This is a genomic window from Streptomyces sp. ISL-66 (genome assembly GCF_018614135.1).
Taxonomy (GTDB): domain Bacteria; phylum Actinomycetota; class Actinomycetes; order Streptomycetales; family Streptomycetaceae; genus Streptomyces.
This window is the reverse complement of sequence record NZ_JAGGOW010000054.1, coordinates 1-21,569: the sequence shown is the minus strand read 5'-3', so window position 1 is coordinate 21,569 and position 21,569 is coordinate 1. Positions and strand designations below refer to the sequence as shown.

The following is a 21,569-nucleotide window of genomic DNA, read 5'->3' as shown; positions in this document are numbered from 1 at the left end:
CCGATGCCCTCCCCCGCACCCGCCCCGTCACCCTTCCACGCCCTGCACCGGGCAGACGAGTTGCTGTTCCTGCCGTGCGTGTGGGACACGGCGAGCGCACGGCTGTTCTCGGCGCTGCCCACGGTGAAGGCCCTGGGCACCACGAGCGCCGGCCTGGCCGCCGCGCACGGGGTCGGCGACGGGCAGCAGCTGGCGCCGGCCGATCTGCTGCGCGCGGTGGAGGGCATCCGCGCGGCCACCGCACTGCCGGTCTCGGTGGACCTCGAACGCGGCTACGCCGACGACGCCAAGGGGGTCCACCGCTTCGTCGGCGAGCTGCTGGACCTCGGGGTCAGCGGCATCAACCTGGAGGACGGCCTGCCGGAGAACGGCCCGCCCGGCCCCGGCCGGGCCGGGGGCGGCACCCTGGCCGATCCGGCCGAGCACGCGGAACGGCTGGCAGCGGCCCGCGCCGCGGCAGACGACCGGGGGCTGCCGCTGTTCGTCAACGCGCGCACGGACGTCTGGTGGCACCCGGCCGCGACGGCTCCGCACCGGCTCTTCGAGACCGGCGCGTCCCGGCTGCGCCGGTACCTGGCGGCCGGGGCCGACGGGGTCTTCGCCCCCGGTTACCCCGCGAGGACCGAGCCGGACGGCCCGGCGGCCATCCGAAGGCTCGTCGCGGCGGTCGACGGCGCCCCGCTCAACCTGCTGCTCCGCCCGGGGCTGCCGGCGCTGGCCGAACTGGCCGGGCTCGGGGTGCGCAGGGTCTCCACCGGCTCGGGACTGTACCGGCTGGCGCTCGCCCAGGCCCGGCGGGCGTACGCCACCATCGCCGACGGGGGCCCCTCGGAGGCCGTCTCGGCCGAATCCGGGCTGCCGTACGCGGAACTGGCCCGGCTGCTGCGCGCGGAGGACGCCGACGGCGACCTCGCAACCTGACCGGCCCTCAGGCCGGCCCACGGACCGGTGCACGGCCGACCGACCCGCCCGCCACGCACGGACCGGCGCCCGTCCCGCCGGTGAACGACCGGTGCACGACCGCCGGTGAACGACTATCTGGAGAAGCCCCGTGGGAAGCCGTTACTACACCCTGCTGACCGCCTACCTCACGTCCTCACTGGGCAACTGGCTCTACCGACTGGCCCTGCCGCTGCTGGTGCTCAAGCTCACCGGCTCCGCCCTGAGCACCGGCGCCGTCTACGCGGTCGAGTACATCCCGTTCCTGCTGCTGTCCCTGCCCGGCGGAGTGTTCGCCGACCGCTTCGACCGCCGCAGGCTCCTCATCTTCGGCGACATGACCGCCGCCGTCATCGCCACCGCGCTCGCCGTCGTGGTGTCCACCGGCAGCACCGCGCTGTGGCCGATCTACCTGACGGCCTTCCTGCTGGCCTGCGTGGAGCCCGTCTACCATCCGGCGTTCCAGAGTTTCCTGCCCGAGGTGGTGCCGGCCGACCGGCTCGGCCCCGCCAACAGCTGGATGCACTCCGGGGACAACGTCATGAGCATGATCGGTCCCGCGGCGGCCGGTGGTCTGGTGATGTTCCTCGGCTACCAGACCACCATCTACGTCAACGCGGCGACGTTCGTGGTCTCCGCCATCGCCATCCTGCTGATCCGGCCCACCGCGGCCAAGGGCGAGCGGACCCCGCCGCCCAAGGCCACGTTCATCCAGGACGTCCGCGTGGCGCTGCGGTACGTCTTCCGCCGGAACCCGGTCCTGGCGGCCGGTTCGCTGATGTTCACCGGCACCAACTTCGCGATCTGGCTGATCCAGGCGAACTTCATCTTCTACCTGACCACCTACCGGCACATGAGCCCCCAGGTGATCGGCGTGGTGCTGGCCGCCCAGGGCGTCGGCGCCGTGCTCGGCGCGGCGGTCGCCGGCCGGCTGGTGCAGAAGTACCCGCCCGGCCGGATCCTGATCACCACCACGGCCGTGGCCGGCCTGGGCACCCTGCTGCTGATCCCGGCGCGCGGCCCGCTCGCCATCGGCGCCATCTGGGGCGCGCTCTACGCGCTCGGTTCCATCAACCCCGTCGCCTGGTTCACCCTGCGCCAGAAGATCGTCCCCCGGGAACTGCTCGGCCGGGTCGTCGCCAGCACCCGCATGCTGGCCTTCGCCTCCATCCCCGTCTCCGCCCTCCTGGCCGGCGCCCTGGAATCCGCCTTCCACAATATGTACTTGATCATCGTGGTCGGCGGCCTGCTCCGCCTGGCCATCGCGGGGGTGGCCTGGCTCTCGCCGCTGCGCACCCCGGTCGAGGGCGTCATCGAGGACGAACCGGGCACCCCCGGCACGCAGGCCCGTACGGCGGACGCGGAGAAGACCTCCTGACGCCGCGCCGACGACGGCGGGGCGGTCAGTTGCATGATCATGCATGAGGACGCATAATCTTCCTATGTCTAAGGTTCTCACCTCCCTGCCCACCGGCGAGCGCGTCGGCATCGCCTTCTCCGGCGGCCTCGACACCTCCGTCGCCGTCGCGTGGATGCGCGACAAGGGTGCCGTCCCGTGCACCTACACCGCCGACATCGGCCAGTACGACGAGCCCGACATCGCGTCGGTGCCCGGCCGCGCGTCCGCGTACGGCGCCGAGATCGCGCGCCTGGTCGACTGCCGTGCGGCGCTGGTCGAGGAGGGCCTGGCCGCGCTCACGTGCGGCGCGTTCCACATCCGTTCGGGCGGGCGCTCCTACTTCAACACGACGCCGCTCGGCCGCGCGGTGACCGGCACACTGCTGGTCCGTGCGATGGTCGAGGACGACGTACAGATCTGGGGCGACGGTTCGACGTTCAAGGGCAACGACATCGAGCGGTTCTACCGCTACGGACTGCTCGCCAACCCGCATCTGCGCATCTACAAGCCGTGGCTCGACGCGGACTTCGTCACCGAGCTCGGCGGGCGCAAGGAGATGTCGGAGTGGCTGGTGGCCCACGGGCTGCCCTACCGCGACAGCACCGAGAAGGCGTACTCCACCGACGCCAACATCTGGGGCGCCACCCACGAGGCGAAGACCCTGGAGCACCTGGACACCGGCGTGGAGACCGTCCAGCCGATCATGGGCGTGCGGTTCTGGGACCCCGAGGTCGAGATCGCCGCCGAGGACGTCACGATCGGCTTCGACCAGGGCCGACCGGTGACGATCAACGGCAAGGAGTTCGCCTCCGCCGTGGACCTGGTGATGGAGGCCAACGCCGTCGGCGGCCGCCACGGGCTGGGCATGTCCGACCAGATCGAGAACCGGGTGATCGAGGCCAAGAGCCGCGGCATCTACGAGGCCCCGGGCATGGCGCTGCTGCACGCCGCGTACGAGCGCCTCGTCAACGCGATCCACAACGAGGACACCGTCGCGCAGTACCACAACGAGGGCCGGCGCCTCGGCCGCCTCATGTACGAGGGCCGCTGGCTCGACCCGCAGGCGCTGATGATCCGCGAGTCCCTGCAGCGCTGGGTGGGCGCGGCGGTCACCGGAGAGGTGACGCTGCGGCTGCGGCGCGGCGAGGACTACTCGCTCATGGACACCTCCGGCCCGGCGTTCAGCTACCACCCGGACAAGCTGTCCATGGAGCGCACCGCGGACTCGGCTTTCGGCCCGGTGGACCGGATCGGCCAGCTCACCATGCGCAACCTCGACATCGCCGACTCCCGCGCCAAGCTGGAGCAGTACTCCGCCCTGGGCATCGTCGGCAACACGCACGCGACGCTCATCGGCGCGGCCCAGGCCGCCTCGACCGGGCTGATCGGCGCGATGCCGCAGGGCGGCGCCGAGGTCATCGCCTCGCGCGGCCGTGCCGAGGGCGACGACGAGCAGATGCTCGACCGGGCCGCGATGGAGTCCGGCACCGACTGATCGAGTTCCCGGGAGATCCGGAGATCCCGGGAGATCCCCGGTGGCCGCACCGGCCCCGGGGATCTCTCGTCTGCGCGGGCACTGCCGGGCGCCTCAGTGGATGACGCTGAAGCTGCGCCAGGGCAGGCTCGCGGGGGCCGTCACGTTCGAGAGCGTCGTTCCGACATAGATGCCGTCGGCCCGGTCGGCCTTGCGGCAGTCCTCCGTCCGGTACAGGACGACATCGACGAGGGTGTGGTTCACCACGTGGGTCGCCCCCTTCGGGATGGCGATCTTGTGGCAGCCCTTGACCGGGGTATTGGAGTAGCTCAGCTCGACGGGCGAGTCGTGGCCGCGGAACTGGAGCATGCCCACCGTGCTCCGGCCCATGCCCGAGCAGGCACTGGCCGTCAGCAGCAGCGCTGCCGACCCCGCGATGATGCTGATACGCCGGCTGAGGGACATGGCGCGGATCCTCGTCTGTGCGGTGGTGTCGGTCCTGGACACAGCCTGCCCCGCCGGCGCGCGGGCGGCTTGCGCAGATCGGCCAACCGGATGCACGGCCGACGGCGTCCGGGCCGGCCACGGTGGGCCGGCCCGGACGCCGTCATCGGGTCCGGGCTCGGGTCCGGGCTCGGACCCGGGCTCAGACCAGGTCGAACCGGTCCAGGTTCATCACCTTGTCCCAGGCGGCGACGAAGTCCTTCACGAACTTCTCCCGCGCGTCGTCGCTCGCGTAGACCTCCGCGAGCGCGCGCAGCTCGGAGTTCGACCCGAAGACGAGGTCGGCGCGGCTGCCGGTCCACTTGACCTCGCCCGTGGCGGCGTCGCGGCCCTCGAAGGCGTTCGCGTCCTCGGAGGTCGCCTTCCAGACCGTGCCCAGGTCGAGCAGGTTGACGAAGAAGTCGTTCGTCAGGGTCCCGGGCTCGGTGGTCAGGACACCCAGCTGCGACTGCTGGTGGTTCGCTCCGAGGACCCGCAGGCCTCCGACGAGGACCGTCATCTCGGGGGCGCTCAGGTTCAGCAGGTTCGCCCTGTCGAGCAGCAAGTACTCGGCCGGCAGCCGGTTGCCCTTGCCCAGGTAGTTGCGGAACCCGTCGGCGGCCGGCTCGAGCGCGGAGAACGACTCCACGTCGGTCTGCTCCTGCGAGGCGTCCACTCGCCCCGGCGTGAAGGGGACCCGGATCTCGACACCGCCGGCCTTCGCGGCCTGCTCGACGCCCGCCACTCCGGCCAGCACGATCAGGTCGGCCAGCGAGATCTGCTTGCCGTCGGTCCGCGACGCGTTGAAGGAACCGCGGATGCCCTCGAGGGTGCGCAGTACCGTCGCCAGCTCGTCCGGGCTGTTGACCTCCCAGCCGCACTGCGGCTGGAGGCGGACGCGCGCGCCGTTGGCGCCACCGCGCTTGTCGCTGCCGCGGAAGGAAGCGGCCGAGGCCCACGCCGTGGACACGAGCTGGGAGACCGACAGGCCGGAGGCGAGGACCTGCTCCTTGAGGGAGGCCACCTCCTCGGTTCCGACGAGCTCGTGCGCCACCGCGGGGAGCGGGTCCTGCCACAGCAGCGTCTCGGAGGGGACCTCGGGGCCGAGGTAGCGCACGACCGGGCCCATGTCGCGGTGGGTCAGCTTGAACCACGCGCGGGCGAAGGCGTCCGCGAACTCGGCCGGGTTCTGGTGGAAGCGCCGCGAGATCTGCTCGTAGGCCGGGTCGATCCGGAGCGAGAGGTCGGTCGTGAGCATCGTCGGCGCGTGGCTCTTGGACGCGTCGTGGGCGTCGGGCACGGTGCCCGCCCCGGCGCCGTCCTTCGGCCGCCACTGGTGGGCTCCGGCCGGGCTCTTGAACAGCTCCCACTCGTAGCCGAACAGGATGTCGAAGAAGGTGTTGTCCCAGGTGGTCGGCGTGTTCGTCCAGATGCCCTCGAGGCCGCTGGTGATCGCGTCACCGCCCTTGCCGGTGCGATAGGAGTTGGCCCAGCCCAGGCCCTGCTGCTCCAGCGGAGCGGCCTCGGGGTCGTCGCCGACGTTTTCCGCCGGGCCCGCGCCGTGGGTCTTGCCGAAGGTGTGGCCGCCCGCGATCAGGGCGACCGTCTCCTCGTCGTTCATCGCCATCCGGCGGAAGGTCTCGCGGATGTCGCGAGCCGCCGCGATCGGGTCCGGGGTGCCGTTCGGGCCCTCGGGGTTGACGTAGATGAGGCCCATCTGGACCGCGCCGAGGGGGTTCTCCAGCTCGCGGTCGCCGGTGTAGCGCTCGTCGTCGAGCCAGGTGCTCTCGGGACCCCAGTAGACGTCCTCGTCGGGCTCCCAGACGTCGGCGCGGCCGCCGCCGAAGCCGAAGGTCTCGAGACCCATTGACTCCAGGGCCACGTTGCCGGTGAGGATCATGAGGTCGGCCCAGGAAAGGCTCTGGCCGTACTTCTTCTTGACCGGCCAGAGAAGGCGGCGGGCCTTGTCGAGGTTCCCGTTGTCCGGCCAGCTGTTGAGGGGGGCGAAGCGCTGCTGGCCGGCTCCGGCGCCGCCACGGCCGTCGCTGATGCGGTAGGTGCCGGCGCTGTGCCAGGCCATGCGGATCATGAGGGGGCCGTAGTGGCCGAAGTCGGCGGGCCACCAGTCCTGCGAGGTCGTCAGCACCTCGGCGATGTCCCGCTTCACCGCCGGCAGGTCGAGCGTCTTGAACGCCGCGGCGTAGTCGAACTCCTCGCCGAGGGGGTTGGCCACGGCCGGGTTCTTGGCGAGGATCTTCAGGTTGAGGCGTTCCGGCCACCACTGCCGGTTTCCGCCTCCCTGGGTCGGGTGGGGGGCGCGCTCGTGCGCGACCGGGCAGCCGCCACCGCCGCCTTCCGACTTCGCGTCTACGACGATTGCATCGTGGTTCTCAGACATGGGAATCCTTCCGGACCGGACCAGGCGGTCTCGGTGATCAGGAACTGCATGCGGTGGAACATCGGGCACAAAACCCCGCTGACGGGCTCCGGCTTCGTGGGTCGTCCTGACGCCGGATCTCCGGTCTCCCGCCGCGCTGGGGTCTTCCTGTCCCTTGGCTGTCAACGCAACCGATCCTACGATCGACACAGTCCAAGTCAAGAACGACACCAAGGCCCCATCCTGTCGGATCCTGGACGTCCACCGGTAGAATTCGGGGCATCCCCGTCGAACCTGAAAAGGTGAGTCGATATGAGTGACCTTCTGGAGCGGCTGCGAGGGCGCGGCTGGCGGATGACGTCCCAGCGACGGGTGGTCGCGGAGGTCCTCGACGGCGACCACGTCCACCTCACCGCCGACGAGGTGCACGCCCGCGCGGTGAAGCGGCTGCCCGAGATCTCCCGGGCAACCGTCTACAACGCCCTGGGCGAGCTGGTCTCCCTCGGCGAGGTCGTGGAGATCGCCACGGACGGCCGGGCGAAGCGCTACGACCCGAACGCCCACCGCCCGCACCAGCACTTGGTGTGCTCCGGCTGCGGCCTGATCCGCGATGTCCACCCGGGCGGCGATCCGCTGGCCGACCTCCCGGTCGAGGACCGGTTCGGATTTACGGTGTGCGGGGTCGAGGTCACCTACCGGGGGCTGTGCGGGTCCTGCTCGTAGGCTGGGGCGGCGCGCCGGTCGCGGTCCCACCCGCCCCAGCTCGCCCCAGCTCGCCCGTGCTCGCCCGGCCCGCCGTACTCGCCGTGCTCCCCGTGTTCGATCCCGCTGTGGGTCAGAACCAGGTGAGGGTGAGGGGGAAGGTGGTGGTGGCGGTGGTTCCCGTGGTGTCGGTGGCGGTTGCGGTGATCTGGAGGGTTCCGGTGGCCCAGGGTTTGCCGGTGATGCGGCCGGTGGCGGCATCGAGGGTGAGGCCCCAGGGGAGTCCGGTGGCGGCGTAGCGGACGGGGGGCTTTCCTCCGGTGGCCGTGAGCTGGATGGTGCAGGACTGGTTGAACTTGCAGGCTTGCGGGCCGGGATTGGCCAGCTTCAGCTCACCGGTGGTCGGCGTGGGAGTCGGAGTGGGAGTCGGGGTCGGCGTGGGAGTCGGGGTCGGCGTGGGAGTCGGGGTGCCTGCGCATCCCGGGGTGGCCTCCAGGGGCAGCGGAACGCGCCAGATCTGGGTGTCGTTCTCCGACCCGACGAGCAGGCTGGTGCAGTCCGCGTACGTCACCGTCTCGCCCTGTGACTGGGCGGGCAGGGCGACGTCCGCCAGCTTGCTCCCCGCGGTGTCGTACACCGAGGCCGTGTTGGCGCCCAGCGGTCCTCCGCTGCGCAGCGTGTACGAGGCGCCCGAGGGTGAGAACGCCCCGTCGGTGGTGAAGACCGGGCCCGGCCGGACCGCGGTGAGGGTGTTGACCTGTCCGACCACCGGAGGCAGCGGCGCCTGGTACAACTGCCCGGCCGCGCCGATGAGTTTGCTCGCGACGTACAGCCGGCCGGTGACCGGGTCGGCGAGCAGGGACTCGGCGTCGTGCCGGCCGTCGGCGTAGGCGAAGCGGTACGTCACGGGAGTCACCGTGGCGTTGGCGAGCTGGTCGGGCTCGGTGAAGCCGTGCACGGTGATCTCGGCGCGGCCGCTGAGGTTGTCGCCGATGTCGCCGACCAGGATCGCGGGGCCGCCCGCGGCGTCCTTGCCGATCGTCAGGGCTTCCCAGTCCGTGTTGCCCACTCCGGAGACCGTGAAGGTGGCCAGGAGCCGGCCGGTGGCGCCGTTGCAGTCGATGGCGAAGACCTGGTTGGTGTTCCCGCTGTCGTTGACGGCGTAGAAGACCCCGGGGTGCTTGCGGCTCATGGCGAGGCCGCTGAGTTCGGCCAGGCCCCCCGGGAGGGTGCACTTGCGTTCGGGGGCGAGGGCGGGGGCGGAACCGGACGCGGATGCGGGCGCTGCCGTGGAGGAGACGGCGCCGGCCGCGGGGCCGGCCAGCCAGGCCATGGCCGGCAGGATCATGGTGAGGGCCGCGGCAGCGAGGGCCGCGGCGGCCCGTGGGGGCGTGAGCAGTAGTCGGGACATGCGCACCATGTGAGGGGACGTCAGGTCACGGCGCCAGGCCCAACCACCCCCCGTTCGAGCATCGTTCAATGCCGGACGGGCATGCCTGGCCGCCAGGGGCCGCCTTCCGGTCAGCGGGCCGGTTCCCGTACGGGCGCGTTGTGCCGGGCGTGCGCGATGAAGGCGCGGGCCGCACGGCTCAGCGGTCGCCGCGCGTGCGCGATGCCCACGGGGCGCAGCAGGAGCGGCGTGAAGGAGCGGACCTCCGCCCTGCTGCCGAACGCCCTTAACACCACGTCCCGGTACCAGATGAGTGAGCCGCGGCCGTCGGTCACGCCGGTGACCCAGGCGAGGCGTTCGTCCACCTCCAGGCACGGCACGGGGCGCACTCCGAGACAGCTGAACATGGCCTCCATCTCGGTGCGCCGACCGGTACCCGGGGTGGGCAGCACCATCGGCAGTCCGTCGAGGGCGCGGAACGGCAGCGGGTCGGGCAGCGGCGAGCCGATCGGCGAGACGAGGACCACCTCCCGCTCCTGGATGTGGTGGGTGGAGAACTCCTTGTCGATCGGCAGGTCGACGAGCGCCAACTCGGCCCGGCCTTGGCCCAGTTCCTGCATCAGCGCCTCGCGGCTGTCGTACTGCTGGAGCCTGACGTCGATGCCGGGGTGCCGCTCCGTGAAGGCGGGCACCAGCTCGGAGGCCAGGTCGAGGGCCAGGGTGGGGGTGGTGACGAGGACGAGGGTGGTCCGGGTGTCCTTGCCGTGGGGAGTCCCGATGTCGTCGATCGCCTCCACCGCGTCGAGCACGGTGCGGGCCAGCCGGACGACCCGGGCCCCTTCCGGCGTGAGGTCCACCCCCCTTCCCCGGCGGGCGAGAAGTTCGACTCCGAGGTCGCGTTCCATCGCCTGGACGGCCCGGGACAGCGCGGACTGGGCGACGAAGACGGAGGCCGCCGCGCCGGTGATGGAGCGGCAGTCGGCGACGGCGACGAGGTAGCGGAGCTGGGCGAGGGTGGGTGTCATGACCGGACGGTAACCGCGCAAGGGTGTACCTGTAAGAGCAAGTCGGGTGAACAACTGCCCGACTCCGCAAAGGCGGTCATGCCGGGCCGGTGGGAAGTCATACCGATGCGGCATGACCCGGGCGGACGCGCTACGCCGACCCGTGGACCGCGGCCGGACCGCCCGGCCGCATCGCCGCAGGCCACCGCCTCGACGGGCCCGCGCAGCCGGGTCCTGCGGGGGGCCGTCAGGGTGGGTGGCCGATTACGGACGCGCGAAACGGAGTACTCCGGATACCCGTTGACAGTCCACGGCCCTCACCGCACGATGCAACGCGGCATCCGGGACATTGACCACCGCTCAAGCATGCCTTCCGGCGCACCGGCCGGCCGCTGCGCGCGCCGCGCACCTCGGTCCCCTCGCACCCCACGGGAATCTCGCCCGCCGCTCTCCCCCGTGCTTCCCACAGCGCCATGTCACATATCACTGGAAGAGGAGTGCCCGTGACCTCCCAGCCCGAGCCGTCCCCCCAGCCCGAGCCCTCCCCTCCGCCGGATCCCTCCGCCCAGCCCGAGCCCTCGCCTCGGCCCAGCCCATCACCTCGGACCGGCTCCGCACCTCGGCCCAGCCCGTTACCTCGGACCGGCTCCGCGCCCCAGACCGGCTCCGCACCTCGGACTCCCCAGTCCCTTCCGGCCCGGCAGCAGCAGCCACCCGGGGCCCTGGCCGCCCACCGCGACCTGGTCGTCGCGGTCAGCCCCTTCGAGGAGCCCAACCCGCGGATCGTCACCGCCGCCGAGCGGGCCGGGGCGCTCGGGCTGCTCGACCTCGGCCGGGACCACGGTGCCGCCGGGCGCGGCTTCGCCGAGCTCGCCCGCCGCCTCGGCGGGAGCCGTTACGGGGTCCGCGTGCCCCCCGGCTGCCCGATCGGGCCCCGGGAGCTGCCGGCCGAGGTCGACACGGTGCTGCTCGCCGACCCCGCCTCGCACACCCCGGAGCGGGTGGCCGACTGGGCGGCGGCGGATGGGCGGCCCCGGGTATGGGCCGAGGTCACCGGCCCGGCGCCGGCCCTGGCCGCGGTGGCCGCCGGGGTCGACGCGCTCGTCGCCAAGGGGCACGAGGCCGGCGGGCGGGTGGGCGGGGCCACCACGTTCGTGCTCCTCCAGCAGCTGCTCGCCGACCCCGCGATCGGGGTACCCGTCCGGGCTTGCGGCGGCATCGGTCCGCACACGGCGGCCGCGGCCGTCGCGGGCGGAGCCGCCGGCGTGCTGGTCGACGTACAACTGGCCCTCACGCCCGAGGGCGAGGCCGCCCTGCCCGCCGAAGTGGCGGCGGCGCTGCGGGCCATGGACGGATCGGAGACCCGGCTGGTGGAGGGTCACCGGGTCTACGCGCGCCCGGACTTGACCCGGCCCCAGGGGCCGGTCGAATCCCTGCTGGGCGCCCGGAACCTGCGGACCCAGCTGCTCCCGGTCGGACAGGACGGGGCCTCGGCGGCCCGGCTGGCCGCGCGCTACCGGACGACGGGAGGCGTCCTTCAGGGCGTCCGGGCGGCGGTCGCGGACCATCTGGCAGCCGCGGTACGGGCCCGGCCGCTGGGGCGTGGGCGGGAGCCGGGGCGGCCGCTCCCGGTCGCGCAGGGGCCGATGACCCGGGTCAGCGACCAGGCGGCCTTCGCCGAAGCCGTCGCCGCGGCCGCCGGGGTCCCCTATCTCGCGCTCGCGGTGATGGAGGGACCGGACGTGCGCCGGCTCCTCGCCGAGACCGGCGAGCGGCTCGGCGACCGGCCCTGGGGGGTGGGCCTGCTCGGCTTCGCCCCGCCCGATCTGCGGGCGGAGCAGCTGGCGGCCGTCGTCGAGGCGCGCCCCCCGTACGCGATCATCGCCGGCGGCACCCCGGCGCAGGCGGCCCCGTTGGAGGCGGCGGGGATCCGGACCCATCTGCACGTGCCTTCGCCCGGGTTGCTGGAGCGGTATCTGGCGGACGGGGCGCGGCGGTTCGTGTTCGAAGGGTTGGAGTGCGGCGGTCACGTCGGGCCGCGCGCCTCGTTCCCGCTGTGGGAGGAGCAGATCGAGATCCTGCTGTCGTGCCCCGAACCGGTCCGGCTGGACGTGCTGTTCGCGGGCGGCATCCACGACGAGCGCTCGGCCGCGATGGCGATGGCCGCGGCGGCGCCACTGGCCGAGCGGGGTGCGCGGATCGGGGTGCTCATGGGCACCGCTTACCTGTTCACCGAGGAGGCGGTGGCGGCCGGTGCGGTGCTACCCGCATTCCAGCGCGCCGCGGTGGAGTGCACGGACACGGTGCTGCTGCACACCGCGCCCGGTCACGCCACGCGGTGTGCGGGCACCCCGTACGTCGACACCTTCGGGGCGACCCGGCGGCGACTGACGGAGAGCGGCGTCGAACCACGGGAGATGTGGGAGGAGTTGGAGCGGCTCAACCTGGGTCGGCTGCGGATCGCGAGCAAGGGACTGCGGCGCGCCGCCGCGGGAGGCTCCGGGCTGGAACCGGTCGACGAGGAACAGCAGTACGCCGAGGGTCTGTTCATGCTCGGCCAGGCCGCCACCCTGCGCTCCGCGACCACCACGATCGCCGCGCTGCACGCGCAGGTCACCGAGGGCGCGACGGAGTTCCTGCGGCGCCGGGCCGAGGAGGTCGGCGCGCCCGCGCGGGACGCGGCGGCGCCCGAGCCACTGGACATCGCCGTCGTCGGCATGGCGTGCGCCTACCCCGGGGCACCAGACCTCGCCGCCTACTGGGCCGGGATCCTGGCCGGGAACGACGCCGTGACCGAGGTGTCGGCCGAGCGCTGGGACCCGGCGCTCTACTACGACCCCGACCCGGCGCGGGCGGGCGAACGCACCCCGTCCCGCTGGGGCGGCTTCCTCGGCCCGATGCCCTTCGACGCCCTCTCGTACGGCATCCCGCCCGCCTCGCTGGCCGGGATCGAACCGGTGCAGCTGCTAGCCCTGGAGGTCTCGGCGCGGGCGCTGGCGGACGCCGGGTACGGCCGGGACCGGGAGTTCGACCGGTCGCGTACCTCGGTGGTGTTCGGGGCGGAGGCCGGTACCGAACTGGCGGGCGCCTACGGGCTGCGCGCGCTGTACCCCGGATACCTGGGTGACCTGCCCCCCGAGCTGGACGAGCAACTGCCGCGGCTCACCGAGGACTCCTTCCCCGGTGTGCTCGCCAATGTCATCGCGGGCCGGGTCGCCAACCGGCTGGACCTCGGCGGCGCGAACTGCACGGTCGACGCCGCGTGCGCCTCCTCGCTGGCCGCCCTGGACCTCGCCTGCCGGCAACTACGTGACGGCGACAGCGACATGGCTCTATGCGGCGGCGCCGACGTACACAACGGCATCAACGACTACCTGCTGTTCTCCTCCGTCCGCGCGCTGTCTCCCGGCGGCCGCTGCCGTCCCTTCGACGCGGCCGCCGACGGGATCGCCCTCGGTGAGGGGGTGGGCGCACTCGTACTGAAGCGGCTCGCGGACGCGGAGCGGGACGGCGACCGGGTGTACGCCGTGATCAAGGCGGTCGGAGCCTCCAGCGACGGGCGGTCCCTCGGCCTGACCGCTCCCCGTCCGCAAGGACAGCGCATGGCCCTGGAACGGGCCTACGCGCGGGCCGGAGTCACCCCCGCGGAGGTCGGCCTCCTCGAGGCGCACGGCACCGGCACGACGGTCGGCGACAGTACCGAACTAGCCGTGCTGAGCGAGCTGTTCACGGCCTCGGGCGCCGCTCCCGGGTCATGCGCGCTCGGCTCGGTGAAATCCCAGCTCGGGCACACCAAGTGCGCGGCCGGGCTGGCCGGACTGATCAAAGCGGCCCGCGCCGTCCACGCGGGCGTGCGGCCGCCGACCCGGAACCTCGACACCCCGGTCCCGGCGTGGCAGCCGGAGACCAGCCCGTTCTTCTTCGACACCGAGGCACGGCCCTGGGCGGCGCCGCCGGAGCGGCGGATCGCGGGCGTGAGCGCCTTCGGCTTCGGCGGCACCAACTACCACGCCGTGCTGGCCGGTTACGCGGGGGCCGAGGAACCCCGGCACGGGCTGGAGGAGTGGCCGGCCGAGCTGTTCTGCTTCCGCGGCGCGGACCGGAGGGCGGCGGGCCGGGCGATGGCGCGGCTGGCGGCCAGGCTGGAGGAGAACGACGCGGCCGGGCGGCCGTGGGCGCTGCGGGACCTCGCCGCGGAGGTCGCGGCCGATCCCGGCCCGATCCGGGTCGCGGTCGTGGCTCGCGACCCGGACGAGTTGGCGGCCCGGCTGGAGCAGGCCCGGGCCTTCGCTCCGGGCGCGGGGGTCCACGTACGGGGAGGGTCGGCCGATCCCGGTCAGGTGGCCTTCCTCTTCCCCGGACAGGGCAGCCAACGCCCCGGCATGTTCGGTGAGTTGTTCATGGCCTTCCCCGCACTGCGGGAACTCCTGGACACGGCGCCGGGCGCGGTGGTCTCCGCGATGTTCCCGCCGACGGCGTTCACCCCACAGGGGCGGGCGGCCCAGCGGGCCGCGGTCACCGACACCCGGGTGGCCCAGCCGGCCCTCGGGCTGGCGGGCTCGGCGGCGCACCTGCTGCTCGGGACGCTGGGCGTCCGGCCCGACTGCGTGGCCGGGCACTCGTACGGCGAGCTCACCGCCCTGGGGGCGGCGGGCGTGTGGGACACGGAGAGCCTGCTGCGGCTGAGCGCCCGCCGGGCCGAGGCCATCATGACGGCGGCCGGGACGGATCCCGGGGCGATGGCGGCGGTGGCGGCCGCGCCCGAGGTGGTGCGGGAGATCGCCGAGCGTGCCGGGTGCGTGGTGGCGAACCACAACGCCCCGCGGCAGTGCGTGATTTCGGGGCCCTCGGCTGCGGTGTCCGAGGCGGTGGCAGGGCTGAGGGCGGCGGGCCTGTCGGTCCAACCCCTCCCGGTGGCCTGCGCGTTCCACAGCGAGGTGGTGGCGGGGGCCGCGACGGCCCTCGCCGAGGAGCTGGCCGGGACGGCGCTGGCCGACGCCGCCGTCCCGGTCTGGTCGAACACGACGGCCGGCCCGTATCCGGCGTCCGCCGAAGAGGTACGGGGCCTCGTGGCCCGCCAGGTCGCGGAGCCGGTCCGGTTCGTGGAGCAGGTGGAGAACATGTACGCGGCCGGTGTCCGGACCTTCGTGGAGGCAGGGCCGGGCCGTGTCCTGTCCGGCCTGATCGGCCGCATCCTGCGGGAGCGTCCGCACACGGCGGTCCCGCTGGACGTGCCGGGCGAACACGGCCTGCTCCGGCTGGTCACGGCCCTGGCGGAACTGACGGCGGCGGGCGTGTCCGTGGCTCCGGAGGCCCTGTTCCGCGGCCGGACCTCCCGCCTCCCCGAGCGCGCTCCGCGGCGCCCGGGCTGGCTGGTGGACGGCTACCTGATCCGCACCGCGGACGGCCGCCCGATCCGGGGCGGGCTCCGCCCGGCCGAGCGGGTACGGGTGACGGCCGACTGGGCCACGGCTGCGAGCCCGGCTCCCGGTCCGGCCGCACCCGCGGGCCTGGTCGCGGGGGCGACCGCGACGGCGACCGTGGCCGCGCACCAGGGGCAAGGGCACCTAGGCGCCGCCATGAACGGCGCCCGCGCCGCCGACGGCCTCTCCCAGGCCGGCCCCGTGCCACAGGGCCTGCTCGGGCTTGCGCATCCGGACGCGGCCTCGGGTCCGGCTACGGGTCCGGCTACGGGCCCGGCTGCCTCCGCCGTGGCGCTGAACGGTCGTCAGACGCCCGCAATGAACGGCGATCCGGCCTCCGAAGGCCTCCACCCGGCCCAGTGGGCCGCCCTGTCCACACCCGCGGACCCCGCCGCGGCCCCGCCGATGGCCGCGGGTCCGACTCCCACACCACCTGCCGGCCGGCTGAACGGGCACCAGGCTCCTGCCGTGGACGGCCCTTGGGCTGCCACCGCGGGCCTCCGGTCCACGGCGGCAGAAAGCATAGGAGGCCCCCAAATGTCCCCAGCCACGAGCGTCGGCCCGGCCGGAGGTACGGAGCCGCTGGACCGCCCGGTCCCCGGGCGAGCGAACGGCCACCCCGTCCAGCCAGCGGGCGGCAGCCCGGCCGGAGGCCCCGGGCCGACGGCGGGCCCGGCCCTCGGGCGATCCGACGGCCGCACCGCCCAGGCCTCGAATGGCGGCCCCGGCGTCGGTGGCCACCAGCCCTCGGCCGGCGAAGGGACGGACGGCATTCCCGGGCCCCGTGCCTCGGGCGGCCACCCGGGCGGCCTCGGAACGGGTCCCGGCCAGGCCGCCGGGCGGGCCGACGGCCAACCGGCCGGAGCTCAGGCTCCCGCCCCGGCCGCAGTCGGGTCCTTCCTGCCGGGGGCCACGGACAGCCGTGCCGCAGTGATGTTGGAGTACCTTCGCGGCTCCCGCGACCTGATCCAGGCTCAGCGGGACGTCCTGCTCGGCTACCTGGACTCGGCCGCTCAGGCCGACGCCCGGACCTGGGCGAGCGCGGAGCCGATCGCGTACTTCGTCGGCCAGGCCCCCGCCTTCGCGGACCAGGGCCAGATCCTCGCCACCCCGCACCACAGCCCCGTCGCCCCGGCTCCCGCCCTCGGGGCGGGGCGGCCCGGCGGCCCCGGGGCAACGGGTCAGGAACCCGACGCCGAAGCGACGGCCACCGAGTCCTGGCTCGCGGGTCCTCAGGACGCGGCCGCCGCCATGGCCACGGCCACCGGGCCCGGTCCCGCGGGCCGGCACGACGCGACCGCCGACGCCGGGCTCGGGGAACATCAAGGCGCCGCTCCCTCCACGCACGTTCTCGTCCCTGGTGTTGTGCCCACGCCGGACGCGTTCGGTCGGTCCAACGGCCGGAGCCCGCTGGACGTGGCCAATGGATCACTGCCGCCCAGGGCCGACAGCCCGATTCTGCCCGGGGCCGGCCACGGCTTCGCGTCACCCGGCTCATGGCCACCGGTCCCGGGTGACGCGGCTCCCGCCGGCGCCACCCCGGGCTCCGACCCCGGCGGCGCTCCCGCGGACCCTCCGGCAGCGCCGGCCGGCGGCGCCGTCCCGTCCGCCGAAGAGGTGATGGACGTGATCGTCGAGATCGTCCACACCCGGACCGGATACCCGCGGGACATGCTCGATCCCGAGCTGGACCTGGAGGCGGACCTGTCCGTCGACTCCATCAAGCGGGTCGAGATCATCGGCGCCCTGGCCGACCGGATCGGCCTCCCCCAGGACCCGGGCGGCTCCGCCGAAGCCGCGATCGAGGAGCTGTCCCGCATCAAGACCCTCCGCGGGATCGTCGACTGGGTCACCGCCCACACCGCTCCCCCGGCAGCCACGGCCCCGGCCACCCCTACCGCCCCGGCCATCCCGGCCACGCCGGCCGTCACCGCGCCCGGCGATCGGCCCGCCGCGGGCGCCGTCAACCGGCTGAGGGTGGACCTGCTGCCCCTCCCGGCGGTGCCGGGGAACCCGGAGGCCCTCCGCGGCCTGCGGATCGGAATCGTCACCGACGCCAACGCCGACCTCGCCCCCGATACCGACGCCGATATCGACAGCCCGGCCGTCGCACCCGCCCTCACCGCGGCCTTGCAGTCACATGGGGCGGAGGTACGTCAACTACGCGTCGCAGAGGCCGGGTTCGACGCGGTCATCGACCTGTCCGCCCTGCGACGGGGCGCCGTACCCGTCCTGCCCGAGGCCTTTGCCGGGCTGCAGCGGACGCTGACCGGCGGGGTGCAGCGCCTGCTCCTCGCCACCGCGAACGGCGCGACCCCGGGAGCCGGACTGCACGGCTTCGCACGCAGCGCCGCCCTCGAGTTCCCCGGCAGGCTCATCCGTGCGGTGGACGTCCACCCCAAGGAGGATCCCGATCGGATCGCGGTCCAGCTCATGGCCGAACTGACCTGCACCTCATCCGAGTTCGCGGGGGCCACCGGTGCCTCCGCGTCCGCCGCGGACCCCGGTCCCGCTTCCGTCGGTTACACCGCCCAGGGCGTACGGGTCTGCCGTCGGCCCGTGCCCGCGCCACTCGCCACCGCCGACGGCCGGCCGCCCCTCGGCCCGGATTCCGTGGTCCTGCTCACGGGCGGGGCGCGCGGGATCACCGCCCGAACCGCTCTCGCGCTGGCCCGGGCCACCGGATGCCACGTCGAGCTGATGGGGCGTACGCCGGAACCCCCGGCCGGAGCGGATGGGTTCGGGCACGCCACCGACCGGGCGGCCCTGCGCGCCGCCCTGATCGCCACCGGCCTGCGCACCCCCGCGGAGATCGAGGCCGCGGCCTCGCGGATCCTCGCCGAGCGTGAGGTGCGGGCCACCCTGACGGCCCTCGGCACGGTGGCCGCGTCCGTCCGCTACCACTGCGCGGACGTCACGGACGAACAGGCGGTACGGGCCGTCGTGGCCGGCGTACGGGAACGGCACGGGCGCCTCGACGGCATCGTGCACGGGGCGGGGACCCTGCGGGACGGCCTGCTCCACGACAAACAACCGGCGGACTTCGCCGAGGTGTTCACCACGAAGGTGACGGGCGCCCGCCACCTCGCCGTCGCGGCGGCCGAGCACGGAACGGCGCCGGCGCCCCGGTTCCTCGCCCTGTTCGCCAGCGTGGCGGGCGTGTACGGGAACCGTGGCCAGAGCGACTACGCGGCCGCCAACGACGCCCTCGACTGCCTCGCCCACACCTGGGCGGAGTCCTTCCCGGGCCGGGTGCTGTCGGTGGACTGGGGCCCCTGGGCCTCGGAGGCCGGCGGGATGGTCAGCCCCGAGCTGGCTCGCGCGTACGCCCGGCGCGGTGTTCCGCTCATCGAGCCGGAGGCCGGCACCGCCGCCCTCCTCGCCGAACTGTCGCACGGGACCGACGTGCAGGTGGTCCTGATGGCCGAGGCGAGCGAGGAGCGTGGCGGGCGTGGCTGACCGGAGGCGACGGCGCGGCCCACGGCCGACCGACGCGGCGATCGTCGGGATGGGCGCGGTTTTCCCGGGCGCCGCGGACCTGGCCTCGTACCGCCGCAGCCTCCTCGCCGGCACGGACTGCATCGGTGACGTCCCGCCCGGCCGCTGGGATCCCGAGGTGTACTACGACCCGGATGGTGCCACCGGCACGGTGGCCAGCGACCGGTTCTATTGCCGGCGCGGCGGCTTCGTGGACGGGTTGGCCGCCTTCGACCCGACCCGGTTCGGGATCATGCCGGCCACCGTGGAGGGGGCCGAGCCGGACCAGCTGCTGGCTCTGCACGCGACGGCCGAGGCGATCGCCGACGCGGGCGGCGACGACCGCCTGCCCGCCGACCGCTCCCGGATCGGGGTGGTGCTGGGGCGCGGCGGTTTCATGGGCGTGGCCACCGCACGGCTCGACCAACGGGTACGTACGGCACATCAGTTGGCGCAGACGCTACGGGAGCTCGCGCCCGAGCTGGGCGAGGGGCGGATCGCCGCGGTGCGCTCGGCCTTCCAGGACGCACTGGGCCCCGAGCGACCGGACGCGTCCATCGGGCTCGTGCCGAGCTTCACGGCCGCCCGGACCGCGAACCGGCTCGACTTCCGCGGGCCCGCCTACACCCTGGACGCGGCCTGCGCCTCCTCACTGCTGGCGGTGGACCAGGCGGTGGGCCTGCTGGCGGGCGGGCGCTGCGACGCGGTGGTCGCCGGGGCCGTGCACCACTGCCACATCGCCACCCTGTGGAGCGTGTTCACGCAGTTGCGGGCCCTGAGCCCCAGCGAGCGCATCCGCCCCTTCGACCGGCGGGCGGACGGGACCCTGCTGTCCGAGGGCACCGGGGTGGTGCTGCTGAAGCGGCTGGCGGACGCGGAGCGGGACGGCGACCGGATCTACGCGGTGATCCGCGGTACCGGCGTGGCCGGGGACGGCAGGGCGGCGAGCCTGATGAGCCCGCTCGTCGCGGGCCAGGTACGGGCGCTGGAGCGGGCCTGGCGGGAAGCGGGGCTGGATCCGCGGGCGCCCGGCGCGCTGGGGCTGCTGGAGGCGCACGGCACCGGGACACCAGTGGGCGACGCGGCCGAACTGGAGACTCTGGCACAGGTGTTCGGCCCTCCCAAGAAGATCACCGACGGTCCCCGGGGCGATCACGGGGCCGGTCACGGCGCCGGGCACCCGGACGGGACCGGGGACGAGCACGGGGACGGCGACGGCGACGGGATCGGCTTCGGCTCGGTGAAGTCGATGCTCGGCCACACGATGCAGGCCTCCGGGATGGCCGGGCTGATCAAGGCGGCGCTCGCGGTCCACGAGGGGGTGCTGCCGCCGACGCTGCACCTGGAGGAGCCGCACCCGGACCTGGCCCGGACCCGGATGCGCCCGGTGACGGTGGCGCGGCCGTGGGAGCGCGGGCCGCGGGGGGTGCCTCGCCGGGCCGGGGTCAACGCGTTCGGCTTCGGCGGCATCAACGCGCACGTGGTGCTGGAGGAGGCTCCCGGCGCCGTGCGCCGCGCCGCGCCCGTACGGCGGTTCCTGCCCCTGGGGGGCTCGGCCGCGCCGGTGGGGGCGGCCGGGCGGGAGGACGTGCTCCTGATGGGGGCGGACAGCGCGGCGGAGCTGTCGGTCCGCCTGGCGGCCGGCTCCCCGGTGTCCGGCGGCGACGGACCGTGCAGGCTCGCCGTGGTGGGGCCGACGCCCCAGCGGCTCGCGCTGGCCGCGAAGGTGGTGGCGCGCGGCGGGGCGTGGCGTGGGCGCGGTGAGGTGTGGTTCGCACCGGAGCCGCTGGGCGGCCGGGTCGCGTTCCTGTTCCCGGGCCTGGAGCCGGAGTTCTCCCCGGTGCTGGACGAGGTGGCCGACCGGCTCGGGCTGGAGCGGCCGCGCCTGGGCCGGCGCGAGGAGCTGATGGAACGCGCCCTGGACGCGATCACGACGGGGCGTTTCTACGGCCGGGTGCTGTCCGAACTCGGCCTGGAGGCCGATGTGCTGGCGGGCCACAGCCTGGGCGAGTGGGCTGCGATGGTCGCCGCCGGGATGTATCCGCAGGACGCGGCCGATGCCTTCCTGGACTCACTACGGCCCGATTCGCTGAAGGTCCCGGACCTGGTCTACGCCGCCTTGGGCTGCGGGACGCGGCGGGCGGAGGCGGCGCTCCACGGGCTGGACCGGGTGGTGGTCAGCCACGACAACTGCCCCCATCAGTCGGTGATATGCGGTGATCCCGGGCAAGTGTCCGCCGTCCTCGACCGGTTGCGGGCGGAGGGGGTACTGGGCCAGGAACTGCCCTTCCGTTCCGGCTTCCACACCCCGATGTGGGAGCCCTACCTCGGTCAGGTCCGCGCCGCCTTCGGCCGGCTGCCGCTGCGGCCGGGCACCCTGCCCGTGTGGTCGGCGACCACCTGCTCCCCGTTCCCCGCCGCGCCGGACGACGTACGGTCGCTCGTGGTCCGTCACCTCCTGGAGCCCGTCCGTTTCCGGGAGTTGACCCTCCGCCTGTACGAAGAGGCGGGCGTCCGCAGCTTCGTCACGCTCGGCCCCGGAAGCCTGCCGGGCTTCGTCGAGGACACCCTCCGCGACCGCCCCCACCTCTCGGTGTCGGCCGCCTCCCCGCGTCCCGCGGGCCTCGCCGCCCTCCGGCGCACCTGCGCCGCCCTGTGGACAGAGGGCCACTCCCCGCGCTGGGAACGCCTGTCGCCCGCGCGGCCCGGCGGCCCGGACCACCGGGCCGCCGCACCGGCCACGGCGCCCGCCCCGGCGAAGGCACCCGCACGGTCCGTACCGGCCACCGGAGGGCGGAGCGTGCGACTGGAGCTCGGTTCGCCGCTCGTCCGCCTCGGCGACGCGGCGCGCACCGCCCTGGGCAGCCTCTTGCCCCCGGCCGCACCGGCCCCGCCCCCGGC

10 protein-coding genes are annotated in these 21,569 nt (G+C 74.2%); 6 read left to right on the top strand and 4 right to left on the bottom strand.

Annotated elements, in window-relative coordinates:
* The first annotated feature begins 3 nt into the window (after window positions 1–3).
* The 3 genes from J7E97_RS11725 (at window position 4) to argG (ending at window position 3,833) form a co-directional block, all read left to right on the top strand.
* The gene (locus J7E97_RS11725) at window positions 4–921 is read left to right on the top strand and encodes an isocitrate lyase/phosphoenolpyruvate mutase family protein (protein WP_215025491.1); all 918 of its coding nucleotides are present in this window, start codon (window positions 4–6) and stop codon (window positions 919–921) included.
* Window positions 922–1,051: 130 nt separating this feature from the next.
* Entirely contained in the window at window positions 1,052–2,317 is a 1,266-nt protein-coding gene (locus tag J7E97_RS11720) for an MFS transporter (RefSeq protein ID WP_215025488.1), read from the top strand.
* A 64-nt stretch (window positions 2,318–2,381) separates the two neighbouring features.
* Complete coding sequence (argG, locus tag J7E97_RS11715) at window positions 2,382–3,833, top strand: argininosuccinate synthase (protein ID WP_215025485.1); 1,452 nt, start codon at window positions 2,382–2,384, stop codon at window positions 3,831–3,833.
* 93 nt (window positions 3,834–3,926) lie between these two features.
* On the opposite strand, the gene J7E97_RS11710 is transcribed toward argG, so the two are convergent.
* Entirely contained in the window at window positions 3,927–4,277 is a 351-nt protein-coding gene (locus J7E97_RS11710) for a hypothetical protein (protein ID WP_215025482.1), read from the bottom strand.
* 181 nt (window positions 4,278–4,458) lie between these two features.
* A complete protein-coding gene (gene katG, locus J7E97_RS11705; protein WP_215025479.1) occupies window positions 4,459–6,693 on the bottom strand; it encodes a catalase/peroxidase HPI in 2,235 nt (744 codons plus the stop codon).
* A 291-nt stretch (window positions 6,694–6,984) separates the two neighbouring features.
* Between katG and J7E97_RS11700 the strand changes: the two genes are divergently transcribed.
* Window positions 6,985–7,395: a Fur family transcriptional regulator gene (locus J7E97_RS11700; RefSeq protein WP_215025475.1), complete on the top strand. Its 411-nt coding sequence runs from the start codon at window positions 6,985–6,987 to the stop codon at window positions 7,393–7,395.
* A 112-nt stretch (window positions 7,396–7,507) separates the two neighbouring features.
* Here J7E97_RS11700 and J7E97_RS35735 read toward each other — a convergent pair whose 3' ends face one another.
* Together J7E97_RS35735 and J7E97_RS11690 are read right to left on the bottom strand one after the other, a co-directional pair.
* On the bottom strand, window positions 7,508–8,785 hold the full coding sequence (locus J7E97_RS35735) for a putative Ig domain-containing protein (protein WP_285428082.1): 1,278 nt from the start codon (window positions 8,783–8,785) through the stop codon (window positions 7,508–7,510).
* Window positions 8,786–8,895: 110 nt separating this feature from the next.
* Window positions 8,896–9,789, bottom strand: a complete 894-nt coding sequence (locus tag J7E97_RS11690) for a LysR family transcriptional regulator (RefSeq protein ID WP_215025472.1) — start codon at window positions 9,787–9,789, stop codon at window positions 8,896–8,898.
* Window positions 9,790–10,241: 452 nt separating this feature from the next.
* On the opposite strand from J7E97_RS11690, the gene J7E97_RS35730 reads away from it, so the two are divergent.
* The gene (locus tag J7E97_RS35730) at window positions 10,242–18,650 is read left to right on the top strand and encodes an SDR family NAD(P)-dependent oxidoreductase (protein ID WP_374224135.1); all 8,409 of its coding nucleotides are present in this window, start codon (window positions 10,242–10,244) and stop codon (window positions 18,648–18,650) included.
* A partial coding sequence (locus tag J7E97_RS11675) for a beta-ketoacyl synthase N-terminal-like domain-containing protein (protein WP_308346460.1) occupies window positions 18,643–21,569 on the top strand: 2,927 nt, incomplete at its 3' end. The genes J7E97_RS35730 and J7E97_RS11675, both read left to right, overlap by 8 nt.

Bases quoted from the DNA above. Each gene is read 5' to 3' on its own strand.
- J7E97_RS11725 (WP_215025491.1), top strand. From the start codon at position 4: ATGCCCTCCCCCGCACCCGCCCCGTCACCCTTCCACGCCCTGCACCGG.
- argG (WP_215025485.1), top strand. From the start codon at position 2,382: ATGTCTAAGGTTCTCACCTCCCTGCCCACCGGCGAGCGCGTCGGCATC.
- J7E97_RS11710 (WP_215025482.1), bottom strand. From the start codon at position 4,277: ATGTCCCTCAGCCGGCGTATCAGCATCATCGCGGGGTCGGCAGCGCTG.
- katG (WP_215025479.1), bottom strand. From the start codon at position 6,693: ATGTCTGAGAACCACGATGCAATCGTCGTAGACGCGAAGTCGGAAGGC.
- J7E97_RS11700 (WP_215025475.1), top strand. From the start codon at position 6,985: ATGAGTGACCTTCTGGAGCGGCTGCGAGGGCGCGGCTGGCGGATGACG.
- J7E97_RS35735 (WP_285428082.1), bottom strand. From the start codon at position 8,785: ATGTCCCGACTACTGCTCACGCCCCCACGGGCCGCCGCGGCCCTCGCT.
- J7E97_RS11690 (WP_215025472.1), bottom strand. From the start codon at position 9,789: ATGACACCCACCCTCGCCCAGCTCCGCTACCTCGTCGCCGTCGCCGAC.
- J7E97_RS35730 (WP_374224135.1), top strand. From the start codon at position 10,242: ATGTCACATATCACTGGAAGAGGAGTGCCCGTGACCTCCCAGCCCGAG.